22 protein-coding genes are annotated in these 23,112 nt (G+C 38.9%); 21 read left to right on the top strand and 1 reads right to left on the bottom strand.

From position 1 onward, the window contains the following. The first annotated feature begins 25 nt into the window (after positions 1-25). From nifE to purD, 18 genes are all read left to right on the top strand, one after another. Positions 26-1,372: a nitrogenase iron-molybdenum cofactor biosynthesis protein NifE gene (gene nifE / locus L323_RS30510; protein WP_020815456.1), complete on the top strand. Its 1,347-nt coding sequence runs from the start codon at positions 26-28 to the stop codon at positions 1,370-1,372. Positions 1,373-1,400: 28 nt separating this feature from the next. After that, entirely contained in the window at positions 1,401-4,052 is a 2,652-nt protein-coding gene (locus L323_RS30505; RefSeq protein ID WP_020815455.1) for a nitrogenase component 1, read from the top strand. Positions 4,053-4,077: 25 nt separating this feature from the next. After that, the gene (locus L323_RS30500) at positions 4,078-4,386 is read left to right on the top strand and encodes a 2Fe-2S ferredoxin (protein ID WP_031342024.1); all 309 of its coding nucleotides are present in this window, start codon (positions 4,078-4,080) and stop codon (positions 4,384-4,386) included. Between the two features lie 35 nt (positions 4,387-4,421). Beyond that, positions 4,422-5,378, top strand: a complete 957-nt coding sequence (locus L323_RS30495; RefSeq protein ID WP_020815453.1) for a homocitrate synthase/isopropylmalate synthase family protein — start codon at positions 4,422-4,424, stop codon at positions 5,376-5,378. 20 nt (positions 5,379-5,398) lie between these two features. Then, on the top strand, positions 5,399-6,223 hold the full coding sequence (locus tag L323_RS30490; RefSeq protein ID WP_020815452.1) for a homocitrate synthase: 825 nt from the start codon (positions 5,399-5,401) through the stop codon (positions 6,221-6,223). Position 6,224: 1 nt separating this feature from the next. After that, the gene (gene modA / locus L323_RS30485) at positions 6,225-7,031 is read left to right on the top strand and encodes a molybdate ABC transporter substrate-binding protein (protein WP_020815451.1); all 807 of its coding nucleotides are present in this window, start codon (positions 6,225-6,227) and stop codon (positions 7,029-7,031) included. A gap of 55 nt (positions 7,032-7,086) precedes the next feature. Beyond that, entirely contained in the window at positions 7,087-7,764 is a 678-nt protein-coding gene (modB, locus tag L323_RS30480) for a molybdate ABC transporter permease subunit (protein WP_020815450.1), read from the top strand. Next, the gene (locus tag L323_RS41905; RefSeq protein ID WP_278244974.1) at positions 7,764-8,033 is read left to right on the top strand and encodes an ATP-binding cassette domain-containing protein; all 270 of its coding nucleotides are present in this window, start codon (positions 7,764-7,766) and stop codon (positions 8,031-8,033) included. Before modB ends, L323_RS41905 begins: the two co-directional genes overlap by 1 nt. Position 8,034: 1 nt before the next feature. Beyond that, entirely contained in the window at positions 8,035-8,829 is a 795-nt protein-coding gene (locus tag L323_RS30475) for a sulfate/molybdate ABC transporter ATP-binding protein (RefSeq protein ID WP_278244973.1), read from the top strand. Between the two features lie 71 nt (positions 8,830-8,900). Further along, complete coding sequence (locus L323_RS30470) at positions 8,901-9,188, top strand: zinc ribbon domain-containing protein (protein ID WP_020815449.1); 288 nt, start codon at positions 8,901-8,903, stop codon at positions 9,186-9,188. 211 nt (positions 9,189-9,399) lie between these two features. Then, the gene (locus L323_RS30465; RefSeq protein WP_020815448.1) at positions 9,400-9,585 is read left to right on the top strand and encodes a hypothetical protein; all 186 of its coding nucleotides are present in this window, start codon (positions 9,400-9,402) and stop codon (positions 9,583-9,585) included. Continuing rightward, positions 9,564-10,541, top strand: a complete 978-nt coding sequence (locus L323_RS30460) for an AEC family transporter (protein WP_020815447.1) — start codon at positions 9,564-9,566, stop codon at positions 10,539-10,541. Before L323_RS30465 ends, L323_RS30460 begins: the two co-directional genes overlap by 22 nt. A 172-nt stretch (positions 10,542-10,713) precedes the next feature. Further along, positions 10,714-11,226 (top strand): 5-(carboxyamino)imidazole ribonucleotide mutase, encoded by a 513-nt coding sequence (purE, locus tag L323_RS30455; RefSeq protein WP_020815446.1) that lies wholly within the window; start codon positions 10,714-10,716, stop codon positions 11,224-11,226. A gap of 91 nt (positions 11,227-11,317) precedes the next feature. After that, the gene (purF, locus tag L323_RS30450) at positions 11,318-12,781 is read left to right on the top strand and encodes an amidophosphoribosyltransferase (protein WP_020815445.1); all 1,464 of its coding nucleotides are present in this window, start codon (positions 11,318-11,320) and stop codon (positions 12,779-12,781) included. 35 nt (positions 12,782-12,816) lie between these two features. Further along, the gene (purM, locus tag L323_RS30445; RefSeq protein WP_020815444.1) at positions 12,817-13,839 is read left to right on the top strand and encodes a phosphoribosylformylglycinamidine cyclo-ligase; all 1,023 of its coding nucleotides are present in this window, start codon (positions 12,817-12,819) and stop codon (positions 13,837-13,839) included. Then, positions 13,833-14,456, top strand: a complete 624-nt coding sequence (gene purN / locus L323_RS30440) for a phosphoribosylglycinamide formyltransferase (RefSeq protein ID WP_020815443.1) — start codon at positions 13,833-13,835, stop codon at positions 14,454-14,456. The genes purM and purN overlap by 7 nt, the downstream gene beginning before the upstream one ends. 30 nt (positions 14,457-14,486) lie before the next feature. Then, positions 14,487-16,031, top strand: a complete 1,545-nt coding sequence (gene purH, locus L323_RS30435; protein WP_020815442.1) for a bifunctional phosphoribosylaminoimidazolecarboxamide formyltransferase/IMP cyclohydrolase — start codon at positions 14,487-14,489, stop codon at positions 16,029-16,031. Positions 16,032-16,101: 70 nt separating this feature from the next. After that, a complete protein-coding gene (purD, locus tag L323_RS30430; protein ID WP_020815441.1) occupies positions 16,102-17,361 on the top strand; it encodes a phosphoribosylamine--glycine ligase in 1,260 nt (419 codons plus the stop codon). Between the two features lie 87 nt (positions 17,362-17,448). Here the strand turns inward: purD and L323_RS30425 are convergent, their stop codons facing one another. Continuing rightward, the gene (locus L323_RS30425) at positions 17,449-18,699 is read right to left on the bottom strand and encodes a methyl-accepting chemotaxis protein (protein ID WP_020815440.1); all 1,251 of its coding nucleotides are present in this window, start codon (positions 18,697-18,699) and stop codon (positions 17,449-17,451) included. 258 nt (positions 18,700-18,957) lie between these two features. Here L323_RS30425 and L323_RS30420 point away from each other — a divergent pair, with 258 nt between their 5' ends. The 3 genes from L323_RS30420 (at position 18,958) to L323_RS30410 (ending at position 23,076) form a co-directional block, all read left to right on the top strand. Beyond that, positions 18,958-20,331, top strand: coding sequence for a hypothetical protein (locus L323_RS30420; protein ID WP_020815439.1), 1,374 nt, complete (start codon positions 18,958-18,960; stop codon positions 20,329-20,331). A 115-nt stretch (positions 20,332-20,446) separates the two neighbouring features. Continuing rightward, on the top strand, positions 20,447-22,375 hold the full coding sequence (locus tag L323_RS30415; protein WP_020815438.1) for an aconitate hydratase: 1,929 nt from the start codon (positions 20,447-20,449) through the stop codon (positions 22,373-22,375). A gap of 29 nt (positions 22,376-22,404) precedes the next feature. Beyond that, entirely contained in the window at positions 22,405-23,076 is a 672-nt protein-coding gene (locus L323_RS30410) for a GntR family transcriptional regulator (protein WP_020815437.1), read from the top strand. Positions 23,077-23,112: the final 36 nt, after the last annotated feature.

Genomic DNA, 23,112 nt, shown 5'->3' with positions numbered 1-23,112 from the left:
AACCTTTGGAGAAGGGGGCAAAACAATGACGGAGTCACTTATATTGGAAGAAAGAAAAGACTTTATAAAATTCGGATTTGAAAAATCCGGGAAGACAGCTATCAAATGTGAAAGCAACAGCGTATCGGGAGCCGTAAGCCAGAGGGCATGTGTATACTGCGGTGCAAGAGTAGTGCTGAACCCAATTACAGACGCATTTCATATTGTCCACGGTCCCATAGGATGTGCCAGTTATACCTGGGATATCCGGGGAAGCCTGACAAGCGGAAGCGACCTTTACAGAAACAGCTTTTCAACAGACTTGACGGAACAGGATATTGTTTTCGGAGGAGAAAAAAAGCTCAGTGCTGCCATTGATGAAGTTGTCCAAAAGCATAATCCAAAAGTGATTTTTGTCTATGCCACGTGTATAGTGGGTGTGATAGGTGATGACGTGGAAGCCGTGTGCAGACATGCAGAAAAGAAACACGGAACAAGGGTTATCCCTGTAAAGTCCCCCGGATTCTCAGGTAACAAATCCTATGGATACAAAATGGCGTGTAATGCCATACTGGAACTTTTGAGACCTCACAACAATATTTCTAAAACTCATGGAGTCAATATCCTTGGAGATTTCAACCTTGCCGGTGAAATGTGGATAATCAAGAATTACCTTAATGAAATAGGTATTCCCGTAGTATCAACAATTACCGGAGATGCCGGCTACGACAATCTTATTAAGGCACCTTCGGCAGGGCTGAATCTTGTACAGTGTGCAGGTTCTATGACTTATCTGGCAAAAAAGATGGAAGCTGAAATGAATATTCCCTTTATAAAGGTCAGCTTTTTCGGAGTAGAAGACACCTCGCAATCATTAATCAGAATAGCAGAAGCAATAGGAACTGAAGAAAATATAAACAAAGCAAAAACCTTTACACAATCTGAATCTGACAGACTAAGACCATTATTGGAAAAATATAAAAGTCGGCTTGAAGGTAAAAAAGCAGCTATATATGTAGGCGGGGGCTTTAAAGCAATTTCCCTTATAAGACAGTTCAACCAGATGGGAATAGAAACAGTTGTCGTTGGAACACAGACAGGAAAACCTGAGGAATATGAGATTATTACAGGTCTGGTTGGACAAAATGCTGTAATTCTGGATGATGCAAACCCTGCCGAACTTGAAACCTTTATGAAGGAGAAGGATGCAGATATTCTGGTAGGTGGGGTTAAGGAAAGACCTCTTGCTTATAAACTCGGAATTGCTTTTTGCGACCACAACCATGAGAGGAAACACGCACTTGCCGGATATGAGGGAGTAGTTAATTTTACAAAAGAAATAAATCTTTCAATGAATAGTCCTGTGTGGGAGTACATTAAGCAGGAAACTTAAATTTTGAAAATGGAAGGGGTGAATAAGTATGAGTAAAAACCTGGTAAACTTAACTGTAAATCCATGTAAAATGTGTATGCCAATGGGAAGTGTAAGCGCTTTCTACGGAATAAAGAAATGTATGACAATACTTCACGGATCCCAAGGCTGCAGCACCTATATAAGAAGGCATATGGCAACTCACTACAATGAACCGGTAGATATCGCTTCTTCATCACTAACGGAGGAAGGAACTGTTTTTGGCGGCGAGGGCAATCTTATTAAGGGTATAGAAAACATGATATCACTGTACAAACCTGAAATAATAGGAGTAGCAACAACCTGTCTTGCTGAAACCATAGGAGAAGATATCAATAGAATAATAAATGAATTTTTTAAAAAACATCCTGAAGCAAATGTCCGAATAATTCCCGTATCTTCGGCAGGTTATTCGGGAACACAATACGAAGGATTTTTCAAGGCACTTAGAGCGATTGTTGAAAATGTAGAAATGGACGTTAAAAAAAATGACAAGGTAAACATTATAACAGGTCTTATATCTCCGGCAGACACCCGCTATTTAAAGAAATTACTTGATTCCATGAAAATAGATTACATATTACTTCCTGACATTTCAGATAATCTTGATGGAGAGTATAAAAAGGTATATAACAGACTGCAGGAGGGGGGAACCTCTATTGAGGAAATTTCACTTATGGGCGGTGCAAAGCTGACAATAGAGCTTTCCACATTTATTAAGGGAGAAGACTCTCCAGCGGAATATTTATATGAAGCCTATGGTGTACCATATGTGAGATGCAGTCTCCCGGTTGGACTGCGGGATACCGATATGTTTATCCGCCAGCTTGTAAAGGCAGGAGGCACTATGTGTGCTGAAACTAAAAAAGAGCGGGGAAGGTATCTGGATTCCATAATAGATTCACATAAATATAATAGCGAAGGTAGAGCAGTGATTTTCGGAGAGCCGGATTTTGTATATTCCACAGTAAGATTGTGTGCTGAAAACGGAATTATGCCTGTAGTAGTTGCCACCGGATCAAAATGCAGCTCCCTTAGTAATCTTTTAATAGAGGAAATACAAAAAGCATCTGACTACGCATTTGTGGAAAAATTCAAAATAATTGATGACTGTGATTTCGATACAATTGAGAAATATGCTTTAGAGTTTGGTGCCAACGTAATGATAGGAAGCTCGGACGGCAGACGAATCGAAGAAAAACACAAACTTCCTCTTGTGAGATGTGCATTTCCCATCCACGACAATATCGGCGGCCAGAGGGTAAGAATACTGGGTTATGAAGGCTCAATCACCCTTCTTGACAGAATTACAAATACTCTTCTGACTCAAAAAGAACACAGCTTCCGTAGTGCTCTATATAACAAGTATTACAAGTCAAACCTTGAAACAAAGTCAAATATGAGAGAGGCTGTCTTACCTGTTGAAACACCTTCAGAGGACATGAAAACTGTAAATTTAAAAAAATCAGCCACTCATCCATGCTTTAACGGCTGTGGCAGCGGGTATGCCAGAATACATCTTCCCGTGGCCCCAAAATGCAATATACAATGTAATTACTGTGTCAGAAAATATGACTGTCCAAATGAAAGCAGACCCGGGGTTACAACTGAAATACTATCACCTGAACAAGCTCTGGGAAAATATAAAATCGTAAAGCAAAAGATGCCAAACCTTACCGTAGTGGGAATAGCAGGGCCGGGTGATTCTCTGGCAGATTTTGAGAATACCAGAAAAACATTGGCACTCATAAAAGAATTTGATTCACAAGTAACCTTCTGTCTTTCTACAAACGGACTTATGCTGCCAATATATGCAGAAGAACTAGCAGGTCTGGGAGTATCACATGTAACCGTTACAATGAATGCCGTAAATGCAACAATAGGAGCAAAAATATATAAACACATTGATTATATGGGCAACAGGTATTTTGGAGAGGTTGGAGCAGCGATTCTAATGGCAAACCAGATGGCAGGAATTAAAAAACTTTCCTCATTGGGTGTTGTATGCAAGGTGAATGTTGTTATGCTCAAAGGAATTAACGAGTACCATGTCCGGCAGGTGGTCAAAAAAGCAAAAGAGCTTGGGTGTGATATATCCAACATAATGCAGTTGATTCCTGTAGCCGGAAGCGCATTTGAAAATATGCCCCTTACAAGTAACAAGGAGATTATGGAGATGCGGAAAATTTGCGGAGAGATAATGCCGCAGATGTATCACTGCCGTCAGTGCAGGGCCGACGCAGTGGGTACTCTTGATAATGACCAGTCAATTGAATTCAGGGGATGTACGTCAGCAACAAATAAAAAAGGAATTCTGTTTGCTGTTTCGTCAAAGAGCGGCGTACTTGTAGACCAGCATTTTGGTCATGCAACGGATTTTTATATATATGAATATGTAAATAAAAGCATACGATTCAGGGAGAAAAGGAGTGTTTCAAAATATTGCGATGGTTCCGAAAGTTGTGACGGAATGGGTAGTGGTAATAAAGAAGGCAAAATGGATGCCATTCTGGAGGCTGTCAAGGATTGTAACGGAGTAGTGGCAATGAGAATAGGAGAAGTACCTAAACAGAGGCTCAAGGAAAAATCAATTGAAATCTTTACAACTTATGACAGAATTGAAGATGCCGTAAAAAAGGCGGCTGAACAGCTATGTGTCTAGTGTGCATGTAGAAAGAGAGGTTTTTATGGTAAATCCGAAATATCATGTGTTTGTATGTGCGAGCTGTAGAATAAACGGAACCCAGAAGGGCTTTTGCCACACAAAGGGAAGTGTTGCACTGATACAAAAATTTATGGAAGAAATAGATGACAAAGATTTAACAGGTGAGGTAATGGTAACAAATACAGGTTGCTTTGGAATATGCGACAAGGGGCCTGTTGTGGTAATCTACCCTGAGGGTACGTGGTACGGAAATGTTACAGAGGACGATGTTGAAACAATAGTAGAACAGCACCTTGTTGGGGGAGATAAGGTTAAAGAACTGGTGATATAAGCCAATGGTACAGTAATAATCGGGGGGAGCAAAATATGATAAAAATAACGGATATAACACTATGTACGTTTAATTATAAAGCTGCCCCGGAACATAAAATTTCCCAGCTTTACAGTCTTCTTTTACAAACGGGGATCAGCTACATTGAAATTGATATTCCTTTATTTGAATTAATAGAAAAAGCAGTAGACAAAGCAAAAACGGTTCTCAGGATACATTACCCTACTCAAATAAATACATTTCCGGGGTTTGCAGGCTACGTATGCCGTTTAGGAAGTTTCGAAACGCCCATGAATTTAATATCAGAAATTCAGGTTAATGATATCAGGGAATTAAATCAAATAACTAAATACACAAAGAATAAAAATGTCAGAATTATTGGGCTTGATGACCTTTTGTTACATGATTATGTTAATACATTTGTTAAAATTAAAGAAATATTCAGCGGCAGGTTGGAGATTTGCCCCCAAAACAGGTATTATTGTGCAACGGCACTTGCAGCTGAATGGGTTTTAAATGAAGGACAAAACATTACGGTAAGCTTTTGTGGAGCCGGAGGATTTGCGGCACTTGAAGAATTAGTAATGATACTACGTATTGCAAAACGTCACAAGCCCAATATGGATTTATCGGTTTTCCGTAAAATAAAAGAACTTTACGAGGAATTAACCGGGTGTCAGATTTCAGGAAACAAGGCTGTTATAGGAGACCGTATATTTGATGTTGAATCTGGAATACATGTGGACGGTATACTTAAAAAAAGCTCAAATTATGAGCCTTTTGAACCTACGGTTGTAGGAATGTCAAGAAACATAGTAATAGGCAAGCACTCAGGAAAATCCGCTGTGGAAATGAAACTGAAAGAATACGGAGTAATTCCCAAGAATGAAAAAATATCATTACTGTTAACCCGAATAAGGGAGGAAAGCATACGTCTCGGCAGAGGCCTTAAAGACAGTGAATTTATTTCTATTGCAAGAAAGTTTTCATAAACTAATTGGAGTTGATGTATATGAAAGAAAAGAAATATATAATCGACACAACTCTCCGTGACGGGGAACAGACTCCCGGGTACGCATTCAGCAAAGCTCAGAAGGTAGAGCTGGCAAAGTTGATGGATGATGCGGGAATTTATCAGATAGAAGCAGGCATACCTGCAATGGGTAATTATGAAAAAGAAACAATATGTGAAATAATGAGTCAAAGAAAAAAGGCCTTGATATCTACATGGAACCGAATGAGCAGGGATGATATAAATAATTCCTTTGAATGCCGTCCGGATATTATTCATATAACTGCTCCTATTTCATATATACACATATATTCGAAACTCAACAAAAATAAAACATGGCTTAAAAAGACGCTGCAGGAATGTGTCTTTATGGCCAAAGACAAAGGCTACGAGGTAACAGTAGGGTTTGAAGATGCTTCACGGGCCGACATTACATTCATAATAAGTATGGCAAACCTACTGTCTGATTTGGAAGTAAAAAGTGTAAGATTCGCCGATACGGTAGGGGTGCTTACTCCATCAAGAACTCATCAGTGTATACGTGAAATAATAGAAAACGTTGATATTCCCGTGGGAATACATGCTCATAATGATTTGGGAATGGCTTTGGCAAATTCCCTGATTGCAGCTAAAGCCGGCGCTTTGTACATAGATACCACAATTGCAGGTATTGGAGAGAGAGCGGGAAACTGTGATTTATACCGGTTTATAACAGCTGCCGGGGGTGTTTTCAATATAAAGCCCTGTCATTCAGATGCTGCAGATGTAAATAAAAAAGCACAAAATTTGTTATTTTCTAAGTTACAAAAAACGGAGGTGATTTGACATGATAAGGAACAAAAATATTCTTAGTTATGCCATAAGTATTTTCATAATGATATCAATTTTCACAGGCTGCAGTATACGGAATGTAAATGATACTGAGGAAAAGGACACCAATAAAGTGGAACTCCTTGTTTCTGCTGCTGCCAGCCTTACTGAGACAGCCAAAGATTTGACAGGATTGTATAAAAAAATAAAACCAAACGTCGATATCAAATTTTCCTTTGGCTCTTCCGGAGCATTGGAAACCCAAATAGAAGAAGGAGCCCCGGCCGATATCTTTATTTCTGCGGCCCTTAAACAAATGGATGCACTTGAGCAAGAAGGTTTGCTCCTTGAAGGCTCAAAAAAAGAACTTCTGGTTAACAAAGTGTTGCTAATTTCGCCACAAGACAGAAAGATAAAGCTATCACGATTCCAAGACGCTGCATCTGATAGCGTATCCCGGATTGCGCTGGGTGAGCCTGACAGTGTTCCGGCAGGACAGTACGCACAGGAGGTATTCACAGCCTTGGGCATCTGGAACAAAGTAAAAGGTAAAGCTGTATTTGGAAGTGATGTCAGGCAGGTGCTTACATGGGTGGAGAACGGAGATGTGGACTGTGGAGTGGTATATCAAACAGATGCCATAGCTTCTAAGAAAATAAATGTTGTTTGTGAGGCTCCAAAGGATACCCATAAGCCTGTTATATACCCGGTAGCTGTTATAAAAAATAGTAAGAACCAACAAGAAGCCGGTGCATTTATAGACTTTCTGACCACTGCACAAGCTGCCGATGTATTTAAAAAGCATGGGTTTGAAATAAAATAAGATTGCATATAACATGCTGTAGAAACAGCCTGCTTATATAAAGGAGGTGGGAACCATGGATTTATCTCCCCTTTACATATCACTTAAAGTAGCGGTTATTGCAACAGTCATAACTGTTTTTACAGGAATTCTTTGCGCATACTATGTTCTTAAATTAAAGAGATTTAAAGGGTTAATAGATGGACTGTTTACTCTCCCTATGGTTTTGCCCCCCACGGTTGTGGGCTTTTTTTTATTAATCCTTTTTGGAGGGAACAGCTTTATTGGAGGGGTATTGAGACAGGTAAACATAAGTGTTGTATTCTCGTGGACGGGAGCAGTTATTGCTTCTTCAATAGTTTCTTTTCCGCTAATGTACCGCACCGCAAGAGGTGCATTTGAACAGTTTGATGAGAATCTGGTAAATGCAGCAAGAACCCTTGGAATGACAGAATTCAATATATTCCTGAGAATTATTGTCCCAAATGTTTACCCCGGATTAATAGCAGGAACGGTTCTTGCCTTTGCCAGAGCACTTGGAGAATTCGGAGCTACCATAATGCTTGCCGGTAACATTCCGGGAAAAACCCGTACCATGGCCGTTGCAGTATACACGGCAGTTCAGGCAGGAGACCGGGGGCAGGCATACAAATGGGTTTTAATAATATGTGCCATGTCCTTTGGGTCAATGATTCTGATGAATTTCTGGAATAACATTCAATTTGGTAAAAAGAATAGAGAGGAGGATTTTTAATGGCACTTTATGTAGATATAAAGAAAAGGCTTGGAAAATTCAATCTTGATGTTCAATTCAGTTCACAGCAGGGCATAATGTCTCTCCTCGGTTCCTCCGGCTCGGGTAAAAGCATGATATTGAAATGTATAGCAGGAATTGAAACACCGGATGAAGGCAGAATAGTTCTTAACCACCGTGTTTTGTTTGATTCTGAAAAAAAAATAAAATCTGCCTCCTCAAAAACGAAAAGTTGGATATCTGTTTCAGAACTATGCACTTTTTCCTAATATGACAGTAGAAGAAAACATCGGGGCAGGTGTTAAGTTGCCCAAAAAAGAAAAAGAAATATATATACAGGAAAAAATTAAGATGTTTTTTATCGAAGGTATGGAAAAAAAGCGTCCGTCACAGTTGTCAGGCGGGCAGCAGCAGAGAGTTGCCCTGGCAAGGATGCTTGCCTCAGAGCCGGATATAATAATGCTGGATGAGCCGTTTTCTGCTCTGGACAGCTTTTTGAAATGGCAGCTGGAGCAGGAAATCATGGAAACCCTCTCAAAATTCAACGGAACGGTACTTTTTGTTTCACATAACAGGAATGAGGTATACCGTTTTTCAAATGATATAGCAGTAATTTCCGAAGGTAAAATAGATACCGTAAACAAAAAGGAGGATTTATTTAATAATCCAAAAACCATCTCTTCAGCACTCCTGACAGGATGCAAAAATATTTCTGCCGTAAGACGGTTAACAGAAAATTCCCTATTGGCTGTGGACTGGAATATAACATTGTCTTGTGAGAGGAAAATATCAGACTATATTAAATTTGTGGGGATGAGAGCCCATTATTTCAGGTACTCGGAAAAAAGCAACGGCAAAAATGTAATGTCTTGTGAAGTAGTAAAAGTTATTGAAAATCCATTTTCCTATATTATCATGCTTAAAAACCGAAACAGAAGTTCTAATGAAAACAACTCGAAAATCAGATGGGAAGTTGATAAAGACATATGGGAAAAAATCTGTGAAAAGGGTTTGCCTGTTAATTTGTTTTTCCCGGAGGAATGTCTTTTACTTCTTACCTCATAATCTTAAACAGATGTAGTTATTTAATTGAATATATGGTATATTTTACAATAGAGTTTAGCTCGGGGGTATCTATGGAGATTATATTATTTTTATTCTTTTTTGTTGTGTCATTGTTTATATTATGTGGGGTAATCAAATCGGCAATTGATGGCTCTGAAACAGCCAAGGAAATCAGGATGATAAGAATGATTTTGCAAAAGCAGTATGGAAAATCACTAAAACAGAATAAACAATCGGATAATGATTATAAGGTTATGGATATTTCCTATGATACCTGTCCGGCATGTGGAGCAACCGTTAAGCCTGAAAATAATACTTGTCCGTCCTGCGGATTGAACCTGAATGGTAAAAACGCGTAGACAATATTAAAACAAAATTATATGATATCATAAAGTGGCTTGTCTAAAAATTAAATTTTATCTTTTTTAGCCTGTACTAAAGAGTATAAATTGTATCAATGGAAGCTTGGTTAAAGATATTTGCAGTTGTTTATCGGCGAAACACGGGTATTTTACCGGAAAACCTACACGATGTAGGTTTTAGCGAAACAATGAATCATGGACGATGAATGTGAGCGGCGGTAAAATATCCAAAGATGAGCCGCTGGAAACTCTTGCAAATATCTTGGAAGCAATCATTGATATAATTTTATACGGTTGTACCTGTGTTAAAACAGAAAAACTTCCTGTTTTGCAACAGCCCCTTATATATCATAATTTTGGAGGCATATTACCGTGGATCAGATACAGATTATAACCAACCAGATAATAATTCTTACGCTTCTGGGACTGACAGGTTTTGTAGCAGGGAAAACCGGGTTTTTGCCTGAAAATTCTCACAAATATATATCTGCCTTGATTCTGAAAATTACTATGCCGTTTCTGATATTTACAACCATGGGTAATTATACTTTTACCCGTGAAACGCTGACAAACGGTTTATATATATTTATTTTCGGTGTAATTTTCATTTTTATTGCAGGAGTTATTGCTTTAGGCCAATGTAAAGTACTAAAAATAAAGGAAAAGACAAAAAACATATACATTGCCCAGTCAATGTTCGGAAATGTTATATTTATGGCTTACCCATTACTAAAAGCAATGTACGGCGATATTGGAATTGTATATGCCATATTCTTTAATATTGCAAATGATGCAATCCTTTGGACACTTGGAATCTACCTGTTTAACAAGCATAATACAAAAAACTGGAAGGACAACCTGCTTCACCTTATAAATCCTAATACACTTGCCTTTTTAGGCGGAATAACAATGATATTCTTAAAATTCCAGTTTAAAATAGAAACAACTTATGCATTTAAACAAATCTGGAGTGTATTTTATGAGGCCTTCAACGGGTTGGGACATACTACAATTTATCTGTCCATGGTATTTATCGGATTGATACTTTCCGGTATAAAAATAACAGACTTTAATGAAATAGTATCAAAGCTTAAATATTTTGTATTATCCCTGTTCAAGCTTCTTATAGTTCCGTTTGCAGCAATGCTGTTTTTTACCGTTACAAAGGGAGTTTTCAATTCGTTTGTTGTGAAAATAGTTGTATTACAGCTAGCTATGCCTGCTTCAACAATTGTTTCTGCACTGGCTCTCCAATATGATTCGGATTATAATGCAGCTACAGAAGGAATCTTTGTTTCAACGATTCTCTCAATTTTTACACTTCCGTTGATAGTTTATCTGCTTGGATAGAACATTCCGAATATTAATAGTGAACGTTAAAAAAACGTTCGCTTTTTTTATAAGATTAATTGACAATACAGCCTCTTTATTGGTAATATAAAAGCATAAAAAAGACGAATTATTTTTGTGAAAATATAAAAAATGTTCATAAAATATAAATAAAATACAGGGGGCAGATGTTATGTGTATTTCCAAGGATGCAAAGGTAGCTGTTATCATGGGTAGTGATTCAGACCTTTCAGTTATGAAAAGCTGTATTAAAATTTTAAAGGATTTCGAAATAGACTGTGAGGTAATGGTTTGTTCAGCACACAGAACACCTGATAAAGCATCACAGTTTGCGAAAAATGCAGAGGCTAACGGTTTTGATGTTATTATTGCAGCAGCAGGAAAAGCAGCACATCTTCCGGGTGTACTGGCAGCTTACACGCCGCTTCCGGTTATCGGTGTACCGGTAAAATCCTCCACTATGGACGGATTGGATTCACTGCTGTCCATTGTTCAGATGCCTGCGGGAATTCCAGTTGCAACAGTTGCGGTAGACGGTGCTGAAAATGCTGCATTGCTGGCAATACAGATTCTCTCTGTTGCATATCACGAATTAAGACACAAAATGATTGATTACAAAAAATCCCTCCAAGAAAAAGTAGAAAAGAAAAATGCAGAGCTTCAAAAAAAGCTTCTTGAAATTTAAATCTTAGAAAAGTTTAAAAGTAAATAAAAATAGGAAAAGCGGTTTTGTTATAGGCAAAAACGCTCACATATCTGGATAAAAGGAGTTACCCATGTGTAATTTTGGTGATTGTTTGAAGTGCAGTAATCCTGACTGTTTTGATGAAAGAATGGATAAGATGCACGAAGAATGCGGCGTGTTTGGCGTATATTCAGTGGACGGCAATGAAGTAGATGTGGCCGGGTTGACATACTACGGTCTTTATTCACTCCAGCACAGAGGTCAGGAGAGTGCTGGAATAGCAGTAAGTGACAGGGAAACCATAGTATTTCACAAAGACATGGGACTGGTTCCCGAAATATTTGACAAGGTAATGCTAAACCACTTGAAAGGTACCATGGCAGTCGGACATGTTCGTTATTCCACTACAGGAGCAAGCAGGAGAGAAAATGCTCAGCCCATAGTAGTAAGATCAAGGAATGGACAGCTGGCACTTGCTCACAACGGAAATATAGTAAATGCTTCTGTACTCAGAGAACAGATGGAAAACAACGGAACAATATTTCAAACAACCAATGATACCGAAGTACTTATAAATCTTATAACTAAACACAGTATTACTTCAGAAACGCTGGAAAAAGCTGTGGAAAAAATGATGGTGGACGTGAAAGGTTCATACGGGCTTATACTTATGACTGCTTCTAAAATGTTGGGAGTAAGAGACCCTTACGGAATAAGGCCTTTATGTATTGGAAAAACTCCCACAGCTTATGTACTGGCTTCCGAATCATGTGCATTGGACGCAGTAAATGCCGAATTTATCAGGGATGTTGAACCTGGTGAAATAGTTATAATTGAAAATAATGAAATCAGGTCCGTAAGACCATTTAACAACCAGGATACAAAACTCTGTATATTTGAATTTGTATATTTTGCAAGACCTGACAGTGTTATAGATGGGGCAAGTGTTCAGCAATCCAGATATGAAGCAGGAAAACGTCTGGCAATCGAGCACCCTGTAGAAGCTGATGTGGTAATTGGAGTTCCGGATTCAGGTATTTCTGCGGCAATCGGGTTTTCAAACCAAACCGGTATACCATACGGAGAGGGGCTTGTGAAAAACAGGTACGTGGGCAGAACCTTTATTCAGCCAAGTCAGGGTATGAGAGAAGTAGCTGTCAGGATAAAACACAATGCCATAAAAAAATCAGTTGAGGGAAAAAGAGTTGTTATAATCGATGACTCTATTGTAAGAGGAACAACAACCAGAAGAATCGTGCAGATTCTTAAAAAAGCGGGTGCCAAGGAAGTTCACATGAGAGTAAGTTCCCCGCCTATTAAATTCCCATGTTATTTCGGAATTGATATATCATCCAGAAAAGAACTTGTCGCAGATAAGCTTTCAGTTGAAGAAATAAGGGAAATGATATGTGCCGACACATTGGGTTATCTTAGTCTGGAAGGGCTTCTAAAAACTCCAATTGGCTCAAAACGAGGTTTTTGTTCAGCATGTCTTGATGGAAATTATCCAATTGAAGTTCCTGAAGAAGGAGATAAATTCAGCTGCGGCTGTTAAATAGATATTAACAAATTTCTTTGGAGGTAAATTGCATGACCACTTATAGAGAAGCAGGTGTAGATGTTGAGGCAGGTTATGAATCTGTCAAATTAATGAAGAATCATGTAAAGCGTACATTCAGGCCTGAGGTTATGACAGAACTGGGCGGCTTCGGAGGGCTTTTCAGTCTTGATAAATCAAAGTATGAACAGCCGGTATTGGTTTCAGGAACTGATGGAGTAGGAACAAAGCTAAAAATTGCGTTTTTGACAGATAAGCATGATACTGTTGGTATTGACTGTGTTGCAATGTGTGTCAACGATGTAGTATGCAGCGGAGCGGAGCCGCTGTTTTTTCTGGATTATATTGCAGTCGGCAAAAATTATCCCGAAAAGGTTGCACAAATTGTAAAAGGGGTAGCCGATGGCTGCGTAATGTCAGGCTGTTCTCTTATAGGAGGGGAAACCGCTGAAATGCCGGGTTTTTACCCTGTTGAAGAATATGATTTGGCTGGTTTTACAGTAGGAATTGTCGATAAAAACAAGATAATAGACGGTAAAAAAATCAAAGCAGGGGATAAATTAATCGGACTTCCGTCATCAGGAATTCACAGTAACGGATATTCACTGGTAAGAAAGCTTATAAACCCTACTGAAAACAACCTTAAAGAATATGTTGAAAAGCTTGGCTGTACTTTGGGAGAAGAACTTTTAAAGCCAACAAAAATATATGTAAAAACAATTCTTGACCTTATAGAAAAGTATGAAATAAAGGGAATATCCCACATTACGGGCGGAGGGTTCATAGAGAATATTCCGAGAATGATTCCCGAGGGTTTGCGTGTTAAAATCCAAAAAGGTTCATGGCCTGTTCTACCAATATTTGATTTACTCAGAGACCTTGGCAATATGGCTGATAAAGACATTTTTAACACCTTCAATATGGGAATCGGAATGATTCTGGCTGTTGATGCTCAAAAAGCGGATGAAATCATCAGTTACCTTGATTTCAAAGGTGAAAAGGCTTATGTTATCGGTTCAATCGCCCAAGGCGAAGCAGGGGTGGATATATGTTAAATGTAGGTATACTGGTATCAGGTGGAGGCTCAAACCTCCAGGCCATTATAGACAAGGTGGAAAGCGGCTACATTAAAAATGTCAGCATAGTTACAGTAGTTTCCAGCAGGCCTGATGCTTATGCTCTTGAAAGAGCAAAGAAGCACGGTATCAAAGGTATATGTATATCCAGAAAGACTTTCAGTAACATTGAAGAATATGATGAAGCCCTTATAAGTCATTTCAAAGCACTTGAGGTTGATTTGGTTGTAATGGCCGGGTTCCTTTCGATACTTGGGGAACGTTTTACTAGGGCTTATGAAGGCAGGGTAATAAACATTCATCCCGCTTTGATTCCTTCTTTTTGCGGAAAGGGCTTTTATGGAATCATACCCCATCAGAAAGTACTCGAGTCTGGTGTCAAAGTTACCGGAGCCACAGTACATTTTGTTGAACTTGAGGCTGATGCAGGGCCTATAATACTTCAAAAAGCAGTTTGTGTCGAGGATGACGATACACCTGAAATTTTGCAAAAAAGAGTAATGGAACAGGCGGAGTGGGAGATATTACCGGAAGCAGTACGTCTTTTTGCAGAAAACAGGTTGGTAGTTGAAGGAAGACGAGTTAAGATAATTTAGTTTAAATAAATTGATTGGAGGATTTTTTAAATGATTAAGCGTGCATTAATAAGTGTTTCAGACAAAACAGGTATTGTTGAGTTTGCATCTGCCCTAGCTTCAAAGGGTGTAGAGATAATTTCTACCGGGGGTACTGCAAAGGCTCTTTCAGCAGCAGGACTAAAGGTTATAAACATATCTGACATAACAGGTTTCCCGGAATGTCTTGACGGAAGAGTAAAAACTCTCCATCCAAAAGTACATGCAGGACTTCTTGCAATAAGAAGCAACGAAGAACACATGAAGCAGATAAAGGAACTGGGTGTTGACACAATCGACATGGTAATAATAAACCTTTATCCTTTCAAGCAGACAATTTTAAAAGGTAATGTTGAACTGGAAGAAGCCATTGAGAATATTGACATAGGCGGCCCTACAATGCTTAGAGCAGCTGCCAAGAACTATCAGGATGTTGCAGTTATTGTTGATCCTGCTGATTATGAAAATGTATTGAACGAAATGAACGAATCAGGAGATGTCAGTGTTAAGACAAAATTCAGACTGGCCTATAAGGTTTTTGAACATACAAGTCATTATGATACATTAATTGCAAAATATCTGAGAGACACTCTTGGAGATATTGATTTCCCTGAAACTTTATCACTTACATATGAAAAGGTTCAGGATATGCGTTACGGAGAAAACCCACATCAAAAAGCAGTATTCTATAAAGAAGTCGGAGCAAACAAAGGACTTCTCCCAAGTGCAGTACAACTTCACGGTAAAGAACTTTCCTTCAATAATATAAATGATACTAATGGAGCTATTGAGCTTGTCAAGGAATTCGACGAGCCTACTGTTGTTGCAGTAAAGCATACAAATCCTTGCGGAGTTGGTAGTGCAGACAACATATATGATGCTTATATGAGAGCATATGAATCAGACCCTGTATCTATATTCGGAGGAATTATTGCTGCAAACAGAGAAATTGACGCTAAAACAGCTGAAGAAATAAACAAGATATTTGTTGAAATAGTTGTTGCACCTTCATATACAGATGAAGCATTGGCGGTTTTGACTCAAAAGAAAAACATAAGAGTGTTGAAGCTTGAGAATATTACCGACAAGATATCACCTGATTCCTACGACATGAAAAAGGTTGCAGGTGGTTTATTGGTTCAAAAATATAATAGCCTTCTGTTCAATCAGGAAGACCTGAAATGTGTAACAAATATACAGCCAACCAAGGAACAGATGGAAGACCTTGTTTTTGCAATGAAGGTTGTAAAACATACCAAGTCAAATGCAATAACTCTTGCAAAGGGCAAAATGACAATAGGTGTTGGCCCTGGTCAGACAAACAGAATTGTACCTACAAAGGTAGCTATCGAATATGCAGGAACTAGATCACAGGGTGCTGTGATGGCATCTGACGCTTACTTCCCGTTCTCAGATTGTGTTGAAGCAGCTGCAGCTGCAGGTATTAAGGCTATTATACAGCCCGGTGGTTCAATAAGAGACCAGGAATCCATTGATGCATGCAATAAATACGGAATCGTAATGGTATTTACAGGAATGAGACACTTTAAGCACTAAAAAAGCCTATCTCTTGTGCTGCAAAGGTTGATTGTCTGCAGCACAAGAGGAATGAGACGTGGAGGTATATATGAAGGTTCTTGTAGTCGGTGGGGGAGGAAGAGAGCATACCATTGTGTTGAAGCTCGCACAAAGCCCTAAAATAACTAAATTATACTGTGCACCGGGAAATGGCGGAATTTCCGGAATAGCAGAATGTGTTCCCATAAAAGCAATGGATTTAGATGGAATAGTTACTTTTTCAAAAGAAAATAAAATAGATATGGTTGTGGTTGCACCGGACGACCCTCTTGCGGCTGGATTGGTTGATGAGCTGACAGAAGCAGGTATAAGGGCTTTCGGGCCTGTAAAGGCAGCCGCAATAATTGAAGGAAGCAAGGCATTTTCAAAGGACTTAATGAAGAAATACAACATACCTACAGCAGGCTATATGGTATTTGACGACTGTGCAGAGGCATTGCAATATCTGGATACCTGCTCGGCTCCTATTGTAGTAAAGGCTGACGGTCTTGCCCTGGGTAAAGGCGTTATAATTGCTCAGACCATACAGGAAGCAAAGGAAGCCGTAAACGGTATGATAAATGATAAGGTTTTCGGTGACGCTGGAAGCAGGGTTGTAATAGAAGAATTTATTCAGGGGCCTGAGGTTTCTATATTAGCATTTACAGACGGAAACACAATTGTCCCTATGGTTTCCTCACAGGACCATAAGCGTGCTTTTGACAACGACCAGGGACCGAATACAGGCGGGATGGGGACTTTTTCTCCAAGCCCTCTATATGATAACAAGCTGGCTGACTACTGCATGAGGGAAATATTCATACCTACGGTAGAAGCTATGAACAAAGAAGGACGTAAATTCAAAGGAGTTCTTTATTTTGGTTTGATGTTAACTAAGGACGGCCCTAAGGTATTGGAATATAATGCACGTTTCGGTGACCCTGAAACACAGGTTGTCCTACCCAGATTAAAAACTGACCTTTTAGACATTTTTGAAGCAATCATTGACGAAAGACTAAGGGAAATAAATATAGAATGGGATGACAATTCGGCTGTATGCGTAATAGCTGCTTCCGGCGGTTATCCGGGTAAGTATGCTACAGGAATCGAAATAAACGGGATTGACAAGGCTGAAGAAAACAGCGAGACCATAGTGTTTCACGCAGGTACATCCTGCAAAGACGGTAAGTATTATACTGCCGGCGGACGTGTACTTGGTGTTACTGCTGTTGAATCAACAATGGACAAAGCAATCCAAAAGGCATACGCAGGAATTGCCAAAATTCAGTTTGAGGGTATGCACTACAGAAAAGATATTGGAAGAAAGTAGTCTCAGAGATACGACTTATTATATACAAAAAAGGGAGATTAAAAAGCATCAGCTTTTTAATCTCCCTTTTTGAACATGTTTTAAATATTATCTCAATTTATATTTCTTCAACTTGTTATCCAACTGCTTAACCAACTGATTCAAGCCTTCTGATGCAATCTTCATATCATCAATAATCTTAAGCTGATTTTCGGTAGTAGCAGCAACTTCTTCGCTTGACGCTGCTGTCTGCTGAGACACAGAGGATATATTTTCTATTGCACTGATTACTTCGCTCTTGTCTGTTTGCATTTTAATAACTGCTTCGTTTACATCATTGATTTTTGAAACTATAAAATCAATAGCGTTTGCAATATCGCTGAAAGAACTGTTTGTCTTATCAACAGCAATATTTTGTTCCTGTGATACCTTTTTCATTATTTCCATTGAAGATATAGCCAAAGCGGATTCTTCCTGAATACTTTCCATCATGTTGTTTATCTCTTCTGTGGACTTTCTGCTCTGATCAGCAAGCTTACGTACTTCATCGGCAACTACGGCAAAACCCTTTCCTGCTTCACCGGCTCTGGCAGCTTCGATGGCAGCGTTTAGAGCAAGGAGGTTGGTTTGCTCGGCTATGTTTTCAATTGATTCAACGAAAAGGCCGATATCTTTTGTTGTATTTGTAAGCTTTTCAACAACAGCAAATATTTTCTCGGAAGTTTGATATGTTTCTTTTGACTTGTCTCTCAGAGTAGTAACTGCTTTCAGACCTACAGTATTCAAATCAATAATTTTGTTTGTTTCATTTGTGATTCCGCTGTAGCTTTCATAAACAAAATTGATCTGATCAGAAAGCTTATCAACAACCTGAACACCCATTTGAGCTTCAGCAGCCTGTGCGGATGCACCTTTTGCTATTTCATCGATAGTTTTTGAAATTTCTTCAATAGCATTTGATGCATTTTCTGCAGTAGAAGTTACTTTTCTGGATGCTTGTGTTATAGATAAGGAGAGATTAAAGAAACTTTCTATCAATGAGCGTATATCACTGATTACGATATTAACTACAGACGCAACGAAGCCGAGAATACCATACTGCTTAGGCTCAATCATTCGGGAAAAATCTCCGGACTTGAACCCATCAATATCTTTAGAGAATCTTTTAATAGTTGTTTTGTATTGTAACCCTGACAGAACTATAAAAGTTATACAAGATACAAGACATGCGAAGAAGGTATACACAGCAAATACAGGTTTGCCGCTGATAATACCGCCTATAATACATAAAACAATACTAATTATAGCACCAATACCGTATAAATTGGTGGAGCTACTTCTTTCCTCAGTTTTTTTCATAACGTGAATCCCCCCGATTTAGGTAAATATGTATTTGGTTTTAAATATATACTTCATTATACAACAATAATTCTAAATTGAAAATTAAATTCCTCCTGATATTAGAAATACTTTACAAATAAATAAAATTATCAAGGTTGACATCCAGTGTATGATTGTATACAATTATACACACATACAAATATTCATTAATACATAAAAGCAATATCGTATGATATTTTGATATTTTATTATTATTTTTTGCAGGAGGTTTGATAAATGATAGAGTTCAACAAAAAATCCAATACATTGGAGCAAACTCAGTATAAGTATTCACTTCAGGACATTTCAGAGCCAAATTTATATAGAGAGATATATAATTATGACGATGTTCCCAAGTGTGCCTTTAATCACCGTAGAGTACCTATGTACCCTGCCGATGAGATTTGGATAACAGATACTACTTTCAGAGACGGACAGCAGTCACGTGCGCCTTATACCGTAGAACAGATCGTTAAGCTTTACGAATATCTTCATCAGTTGGGAGGACCTAAGGGATTAATTCGTCAGACTGAGTTTTTTCTTTACAGCGACAAGGATAAGGAAGCTGTATATAAATGTATGGAATTAGGTTATGATTTCCCGGAAATAACCAGTTGGATAAGGGCTTCAAAAAGCGATTTCAAACTCGCTAAGGAAATGGGAATGAAAGAGACCGGCTTTTTGGTAAGCTGTTCCGATTATCATATTTTCAGAAAACTTAAAATGACCAGAAAACAGGCTATGGAGAGTTATCTGAGTGTTATAAAGGAAGCAATCAGTGTTGGTATAAGACCAAGATGCCATCTGGAAGATATAACAAGAGCTGATTTCTATGGATTTGTTATTCCTTTTGCATTAGAGCTTAGAAAATTGATGGATGAAAGTGGAGTGCCTATAAAGATCAGGGCTTGCGATACAATGGGATATGGTGTTTCATATCCGGGTGCTGCACTGCCAAGGAGTGTTCCCGGAATAATTTACGGTCTAAGGCATCATGCTGGCTTCCCCAGTGAATTACTTGAATGGCACGGTCATAATGACTTTTACAAGGCTGTCAGCAACTCTTCAACAGCTTGGTTGTATGGTTGTTCAGCAGTTAACTGTTCCCTTCTTGGTATTGGAGAGAGAACAGGTAATACTCCTCTTGAAGCAATGGTATTTGAATATGCATCTCTTAGGGGAACAACTGACGGTATGGATACCAGAATTATTACTGAGTTTGCAGAATACTATGAAAAAGAGCTTGATTATGAAATTCCACCGAGAACACCTTTCGTAGGAAAGCACTTTAACGTTACACAGGCAGGAATTCATGCGGACGGACTTTTGAAGGATGAAGAGATATATAATATATTCAATACCGACAAGCTGCTTAACAGGCCAATAGGTGTTGCGATAACTCAGACCTCCGGTCTTGCAGGAATTGCACTATGGATTAACAATAATTTCAGATTCAGAGGAAACGATTTAATTGATAAAAAAGATGAAAGAGTTGGAAAAATAAAAGAATGGGTAGATGCTCAGTATCAGGCAGGCAGAATTACCTCTATAAGCGATAAGGAAATGCTTAAGGGTATTAGGGAAATTGCACCTGATATTATTCCTTCTTGAAAATATGGTATTTAACGTATGGCTTTTTTACGTAAAAATGTTATTATATTAAGCGGATACAAAAAATCGTAAATCGTATTGATTAATATAATGAATTTAGGGGGTAATTTTCATAATGGGTTTGAACTTGGCACAAAAAATTATAAAGAACCATCTGGCTAGCGGAGAAATGGTTGCAGGCAGTGAAATTTCTATAAAAATTGACCAGACTCTGACACAGGATTCTACCGGAACAATGGCTTACTTGCAGTTTGAGGCTATTGGGATTCCGAGGGTCAAGACTAAAAAATCAGTAGCATATATTGATCACAATACTCTGCAGGCAGGTTTTGAAAACGCTGATGACCACAAGTATATACAGACAGTTACTTCAAAGCACGGTATATACTTTTCAAAGCCCGGAAACGGCATATGCCATCAGGTACAGCTTGAACGTTTCGGAGTACCCGGAATGACACTGCTGGGGTCTGACAGCCACACTCCAACCGGAGGCGGAATAGGAATGCTTGCAATAGGAGCCGGCGGTCTTGATGTTGCCGTTGCAATGGGTGGCGGGCCATACTATCTCACAATGCCTAAGGTCTGTAAGGTTGAGCTAAAAGGACAGCTCAATCCATGGTCGACTGCAAAAGATATTATATTGGAAGTTTTAAGGGTAATGTCTGTTAAAGGTGGAGTTGGAAAGGTTGTTGAATATGCTGGAGAGGGTATAAAGACTCTTACTGTACCTGAAAGAGCAACCATTACAAATATGGGTGCCGAACTTGGTGCAACAACTTCAATTTTCCCAAGTGACGATGTAACACTGGAATTCCTCAAGGCTCAGGGCAGAGAACAGGATTGGGTTGAGCTTTTGCCGGATACTGATGCGGTATATGAAGAACATATCGTTATTGACCTTTCAACTATAGAGCCGATGGCAGCAAAACCACATAGTCCTGACAATGTAGAAAAGATTTCAACTATCGGAAAAATAAAAGTTGATCAGGTAGCAATAGGAAGTTGTACAAATTCTTCATACATGGATATGATGAAGGTGGCTGCAATATTAAAGGGCAAGACTATAAATCCAAATGTCAGCCTGGTAATTGCACCGGGTTCAAAGCAGGTTTTGACTATGCTTGCTCAAAACGGAGCTTTAGCGGATATGGTTTCAGCAGGAGCCAGAATTCTTGAGTCAGCATGTGGTCCATGTATCGGTATGGGACAGGCACCCTGCTCTGATGCAGTATCACTGAGAACATTTAACAGAAACTTTGAAGGAAGAAGTGGAACTACTTCTGCAAAGGTTTATCTGGTAAGTCCTGAAGTTGCTGCTGCAAGCGCACTTACAGGTGTATTAACCGATCCGAGAGAACTTGGAGAGGCTCCAAAGATAGAAATGCCTAAAGAGTTTGTTATAAATGATAATTTGGTTGTAGAACCTGCTCCTGAAGGAAGCGATGTAGAGGTTGTCAGAGGTCCGAATATCAAGCCTTTCCCGATTAACAAAGCACTCTGTGATAAAGTTGAGGGTAAAGCTCTGATAAAGGTTGGAGACAATATAACTACTGACCATATAATGCCTTCAAATGCTAAATTGCTTCCTTTCAGATCAAATGTTCCTTACCTTGCTGAATTCTGTCTTACTCCTTGTGATCCGGAATTTCCTGCAAGAGCAAAGGCCAATGGCGGCGGATTCATAATTGGAGGATCAAACTACGGACAGGGTTCAAGCAGAGAACATGCTGCTCTTGCACCATTACAGCTTGGAATTAAGGGAGTTATTGCAAAATCCTTTGCCAGAATTCATATGGCTAACCTTATAAACTCAGGAATCATACCGATGACTTTTGAAAACGAAGCAGATTACGATAAAATAGATATGAATGATGAACTTACAATAGATAATGCTATAGAACAGGTTAAAAATGCCGATACTATAGTTGTTAAGAATCTCACAAAGAATACACAGTTTAATGCAAAGGTTACCTTGTCGGACAGACAGGTACAGATGATTCTTGCAGGCGGATTGCTTAACTATACCAAAGTAAACAATGGTTAAAAAAATATGCCCTAAGGGGAGTAAATAAAATGGCTAAGCTGGACTACGATGAAAGTGATAACTTAGTAAATTCATTAAGGGGCAGGGTTTTCAATCAGCTTCGCAAGCAGATTCTGACAGGAGCCTACAAACCCGGAGACAGTCTGATAGAGTTGCGTCTCTCAGAGGAGCTTGGAGTTAGCAGGACACCTATACGTGAAGCTATAAGGCAGCTTGAACTTGAAGGCCTTGTAATATCAATACCAAACAAGGGCGCAGTAGTAAAGGGAGTTACCGACCAGGATGTAGAAGATATATTTACTATCAGGACAATGATTGAAGGCCTCGCTGCCAGATGGGCAGCCGAAAAGATTACCGAGGAAGAGATTGTTGAACTGAAGGAAGCCCTTGAATTTGAGGAGTTCTATACCATAAAAAACGATGCGGAGCATCTGATGAGATACGACTCCAGGTTCCACGATATTATTTTTAGAGCATGCAAGAGCAGACCACTGATGCATATGCTGAGTACTTTTCATCACTATATACAAAATGCCAGAAACAATTCATTTGAAACGCCGGGCAGACCGGCTAAAGCACTTGATGAACACCGTGCAATATTTGAGGCAATAATCAGGAAAGACGGAGAAACTGCTGAGAAATTGACAATTGAGCATATCAGAAATGCCAGCAGGATTTTCAATGAAAAACATCAAAAATAGAAATTATATATAAACTAAAAAAAGCCTTGGAAGGGT

It is taken from the genome of Ruminiclostridium papyrosolvens C7 (assembly GCF_000421965.1).
GTDB lineage: Bacteria > Bacillota > Clostridia > Acetivibrionales > DSM-1351 > Ruminiclostridium > Ruminiclostridium papyrosolvens_A.
This window is presented reverse-complemented; position numbering and strand designations above follow the sequence as displayed.

Coding starts and splice junctions, on each gene's coding strand:
- nifE (WP_020815456.1), top strand. CDS start 26: ATGACGGAGTCACTTATATTGGAAGAAAGAAAAGACTTTATAAAATTC.
- L323_RS30505 (WP_020815455.1), top strand. CDS start 1,401: ATGAGTAAAAACCTGGTAAACTTAACTGTAAATCCATGTAAAATGTGT.
- L323_RS30500 (WP_031342024.1), top strand. CDS start 4,078: ATGGTAAATCCGAAATATCATGTGTTTGTATGTGCGAGCTGTAGAATA.
- L323_RS30495 (WP_020815453.1), top strand. CDS start 4,422: ATGATAAAAATAACGGATATAACACTATGTACGTTTAATTATAAAGCT.
- L323_RS30490 (WP_020815452.1), top strand. CDS start 5,399: ATGAAAGAAAAGAAATATATAATCGACACAACTCTCCGTGACGGGGAA.
- modA (WP_020815451.1), top strand. CDS start 6,225: ATGATAAGGAACAAAAATATTCTTAGTTATGCCATAAGTATTTTCATA.
- modB (WP_020815450.1), top strand. CDS start 7,087: ATGGATTTATCTCCCCTTTACATATCACTTAAAGTAGCGGTTATTGCA.
- L323_RS41905 (WP_278244974.1), top strand. CDS start 7,764: ATGGCACTTTATGTAGATATAAAGAAAAGGCTTGGAAAATTCAATCTT.
- L323_RS30475 (WP_278244973.1), top strand. CDS start 8,035: ATGACAGTAGAAGAAAACATCGGGGCAGGTGTTAAGTTGCCCAAAAAA.
- L323_RS30470 (WP_020815449.1), top strand. CDS start 8,901: ATGGAGATTATATTATTTTTATTCTTTTTTGTTGTGTCATTGTTTATA.
- purE (WP_020815446.1), top strand. CDS start 10,714: ATGTGTATTTCCAAGGATGCAAAGGTAGCTGTTATCATGGGTAGTGAT.
- purF (WP_020815445.1), top strand. CDS start 11,318: ATGTGTAATTTTGGTGATTGTTTGAAGTGCAGTAATCCTGACTGTTTT.
- purM (WP_020815444.1), top strand. CDS start 12,817: ATGACCACTTATAGAGAAGCAGGTGTAGATGTTGAGGCAGGTTATGAA.
- purN (WP_020815443.1), top strand. CDS start 13,833: ATGTTAAATGTAGGTATACTGGTATCAGGTGGAGGCTCAAACCTCCAG.
- purH (WP_020815442.1), top strand. CDS start 14,487: ATGATTAAGCGTGCATTAATAAGTGTTTCAGACAAAACAGGTATTGTT.
- purD (WP_020815441.1), top strand. CDS start 16,102: ATGAAGGTTCTTGTAGTCGGTGGGGGAGGAAGAGAGCATACCATTGTG.
- L323_RS30425 (WP_020815440.1), bottom strand. CDS start 18,699: ATGAAAAAAACTGAGGAAAGAAGTAGCTCCACCAATTTATACGGTATT.
- L323_RS30420 (WP_020815439.1), top strand. CDS start 18,958: ATGATAGAGTTCAACAAAAAATCCAATACATTGGAGCAAACTCAGTAT.
- L323_RS30415 (WP_020815438.1), top strand. CDS start 20,447: ATGGGTTTGAACTTGGCACAAAAAATTATAAAGAACCATCTGGCTAGC.
- L323_RS30410 (WP_020815437.1), top strand. CDS start 22,405: ATGGCTAAGCTGGACTACGATGAAAGTGATAACTTAGTAAATTCATTA.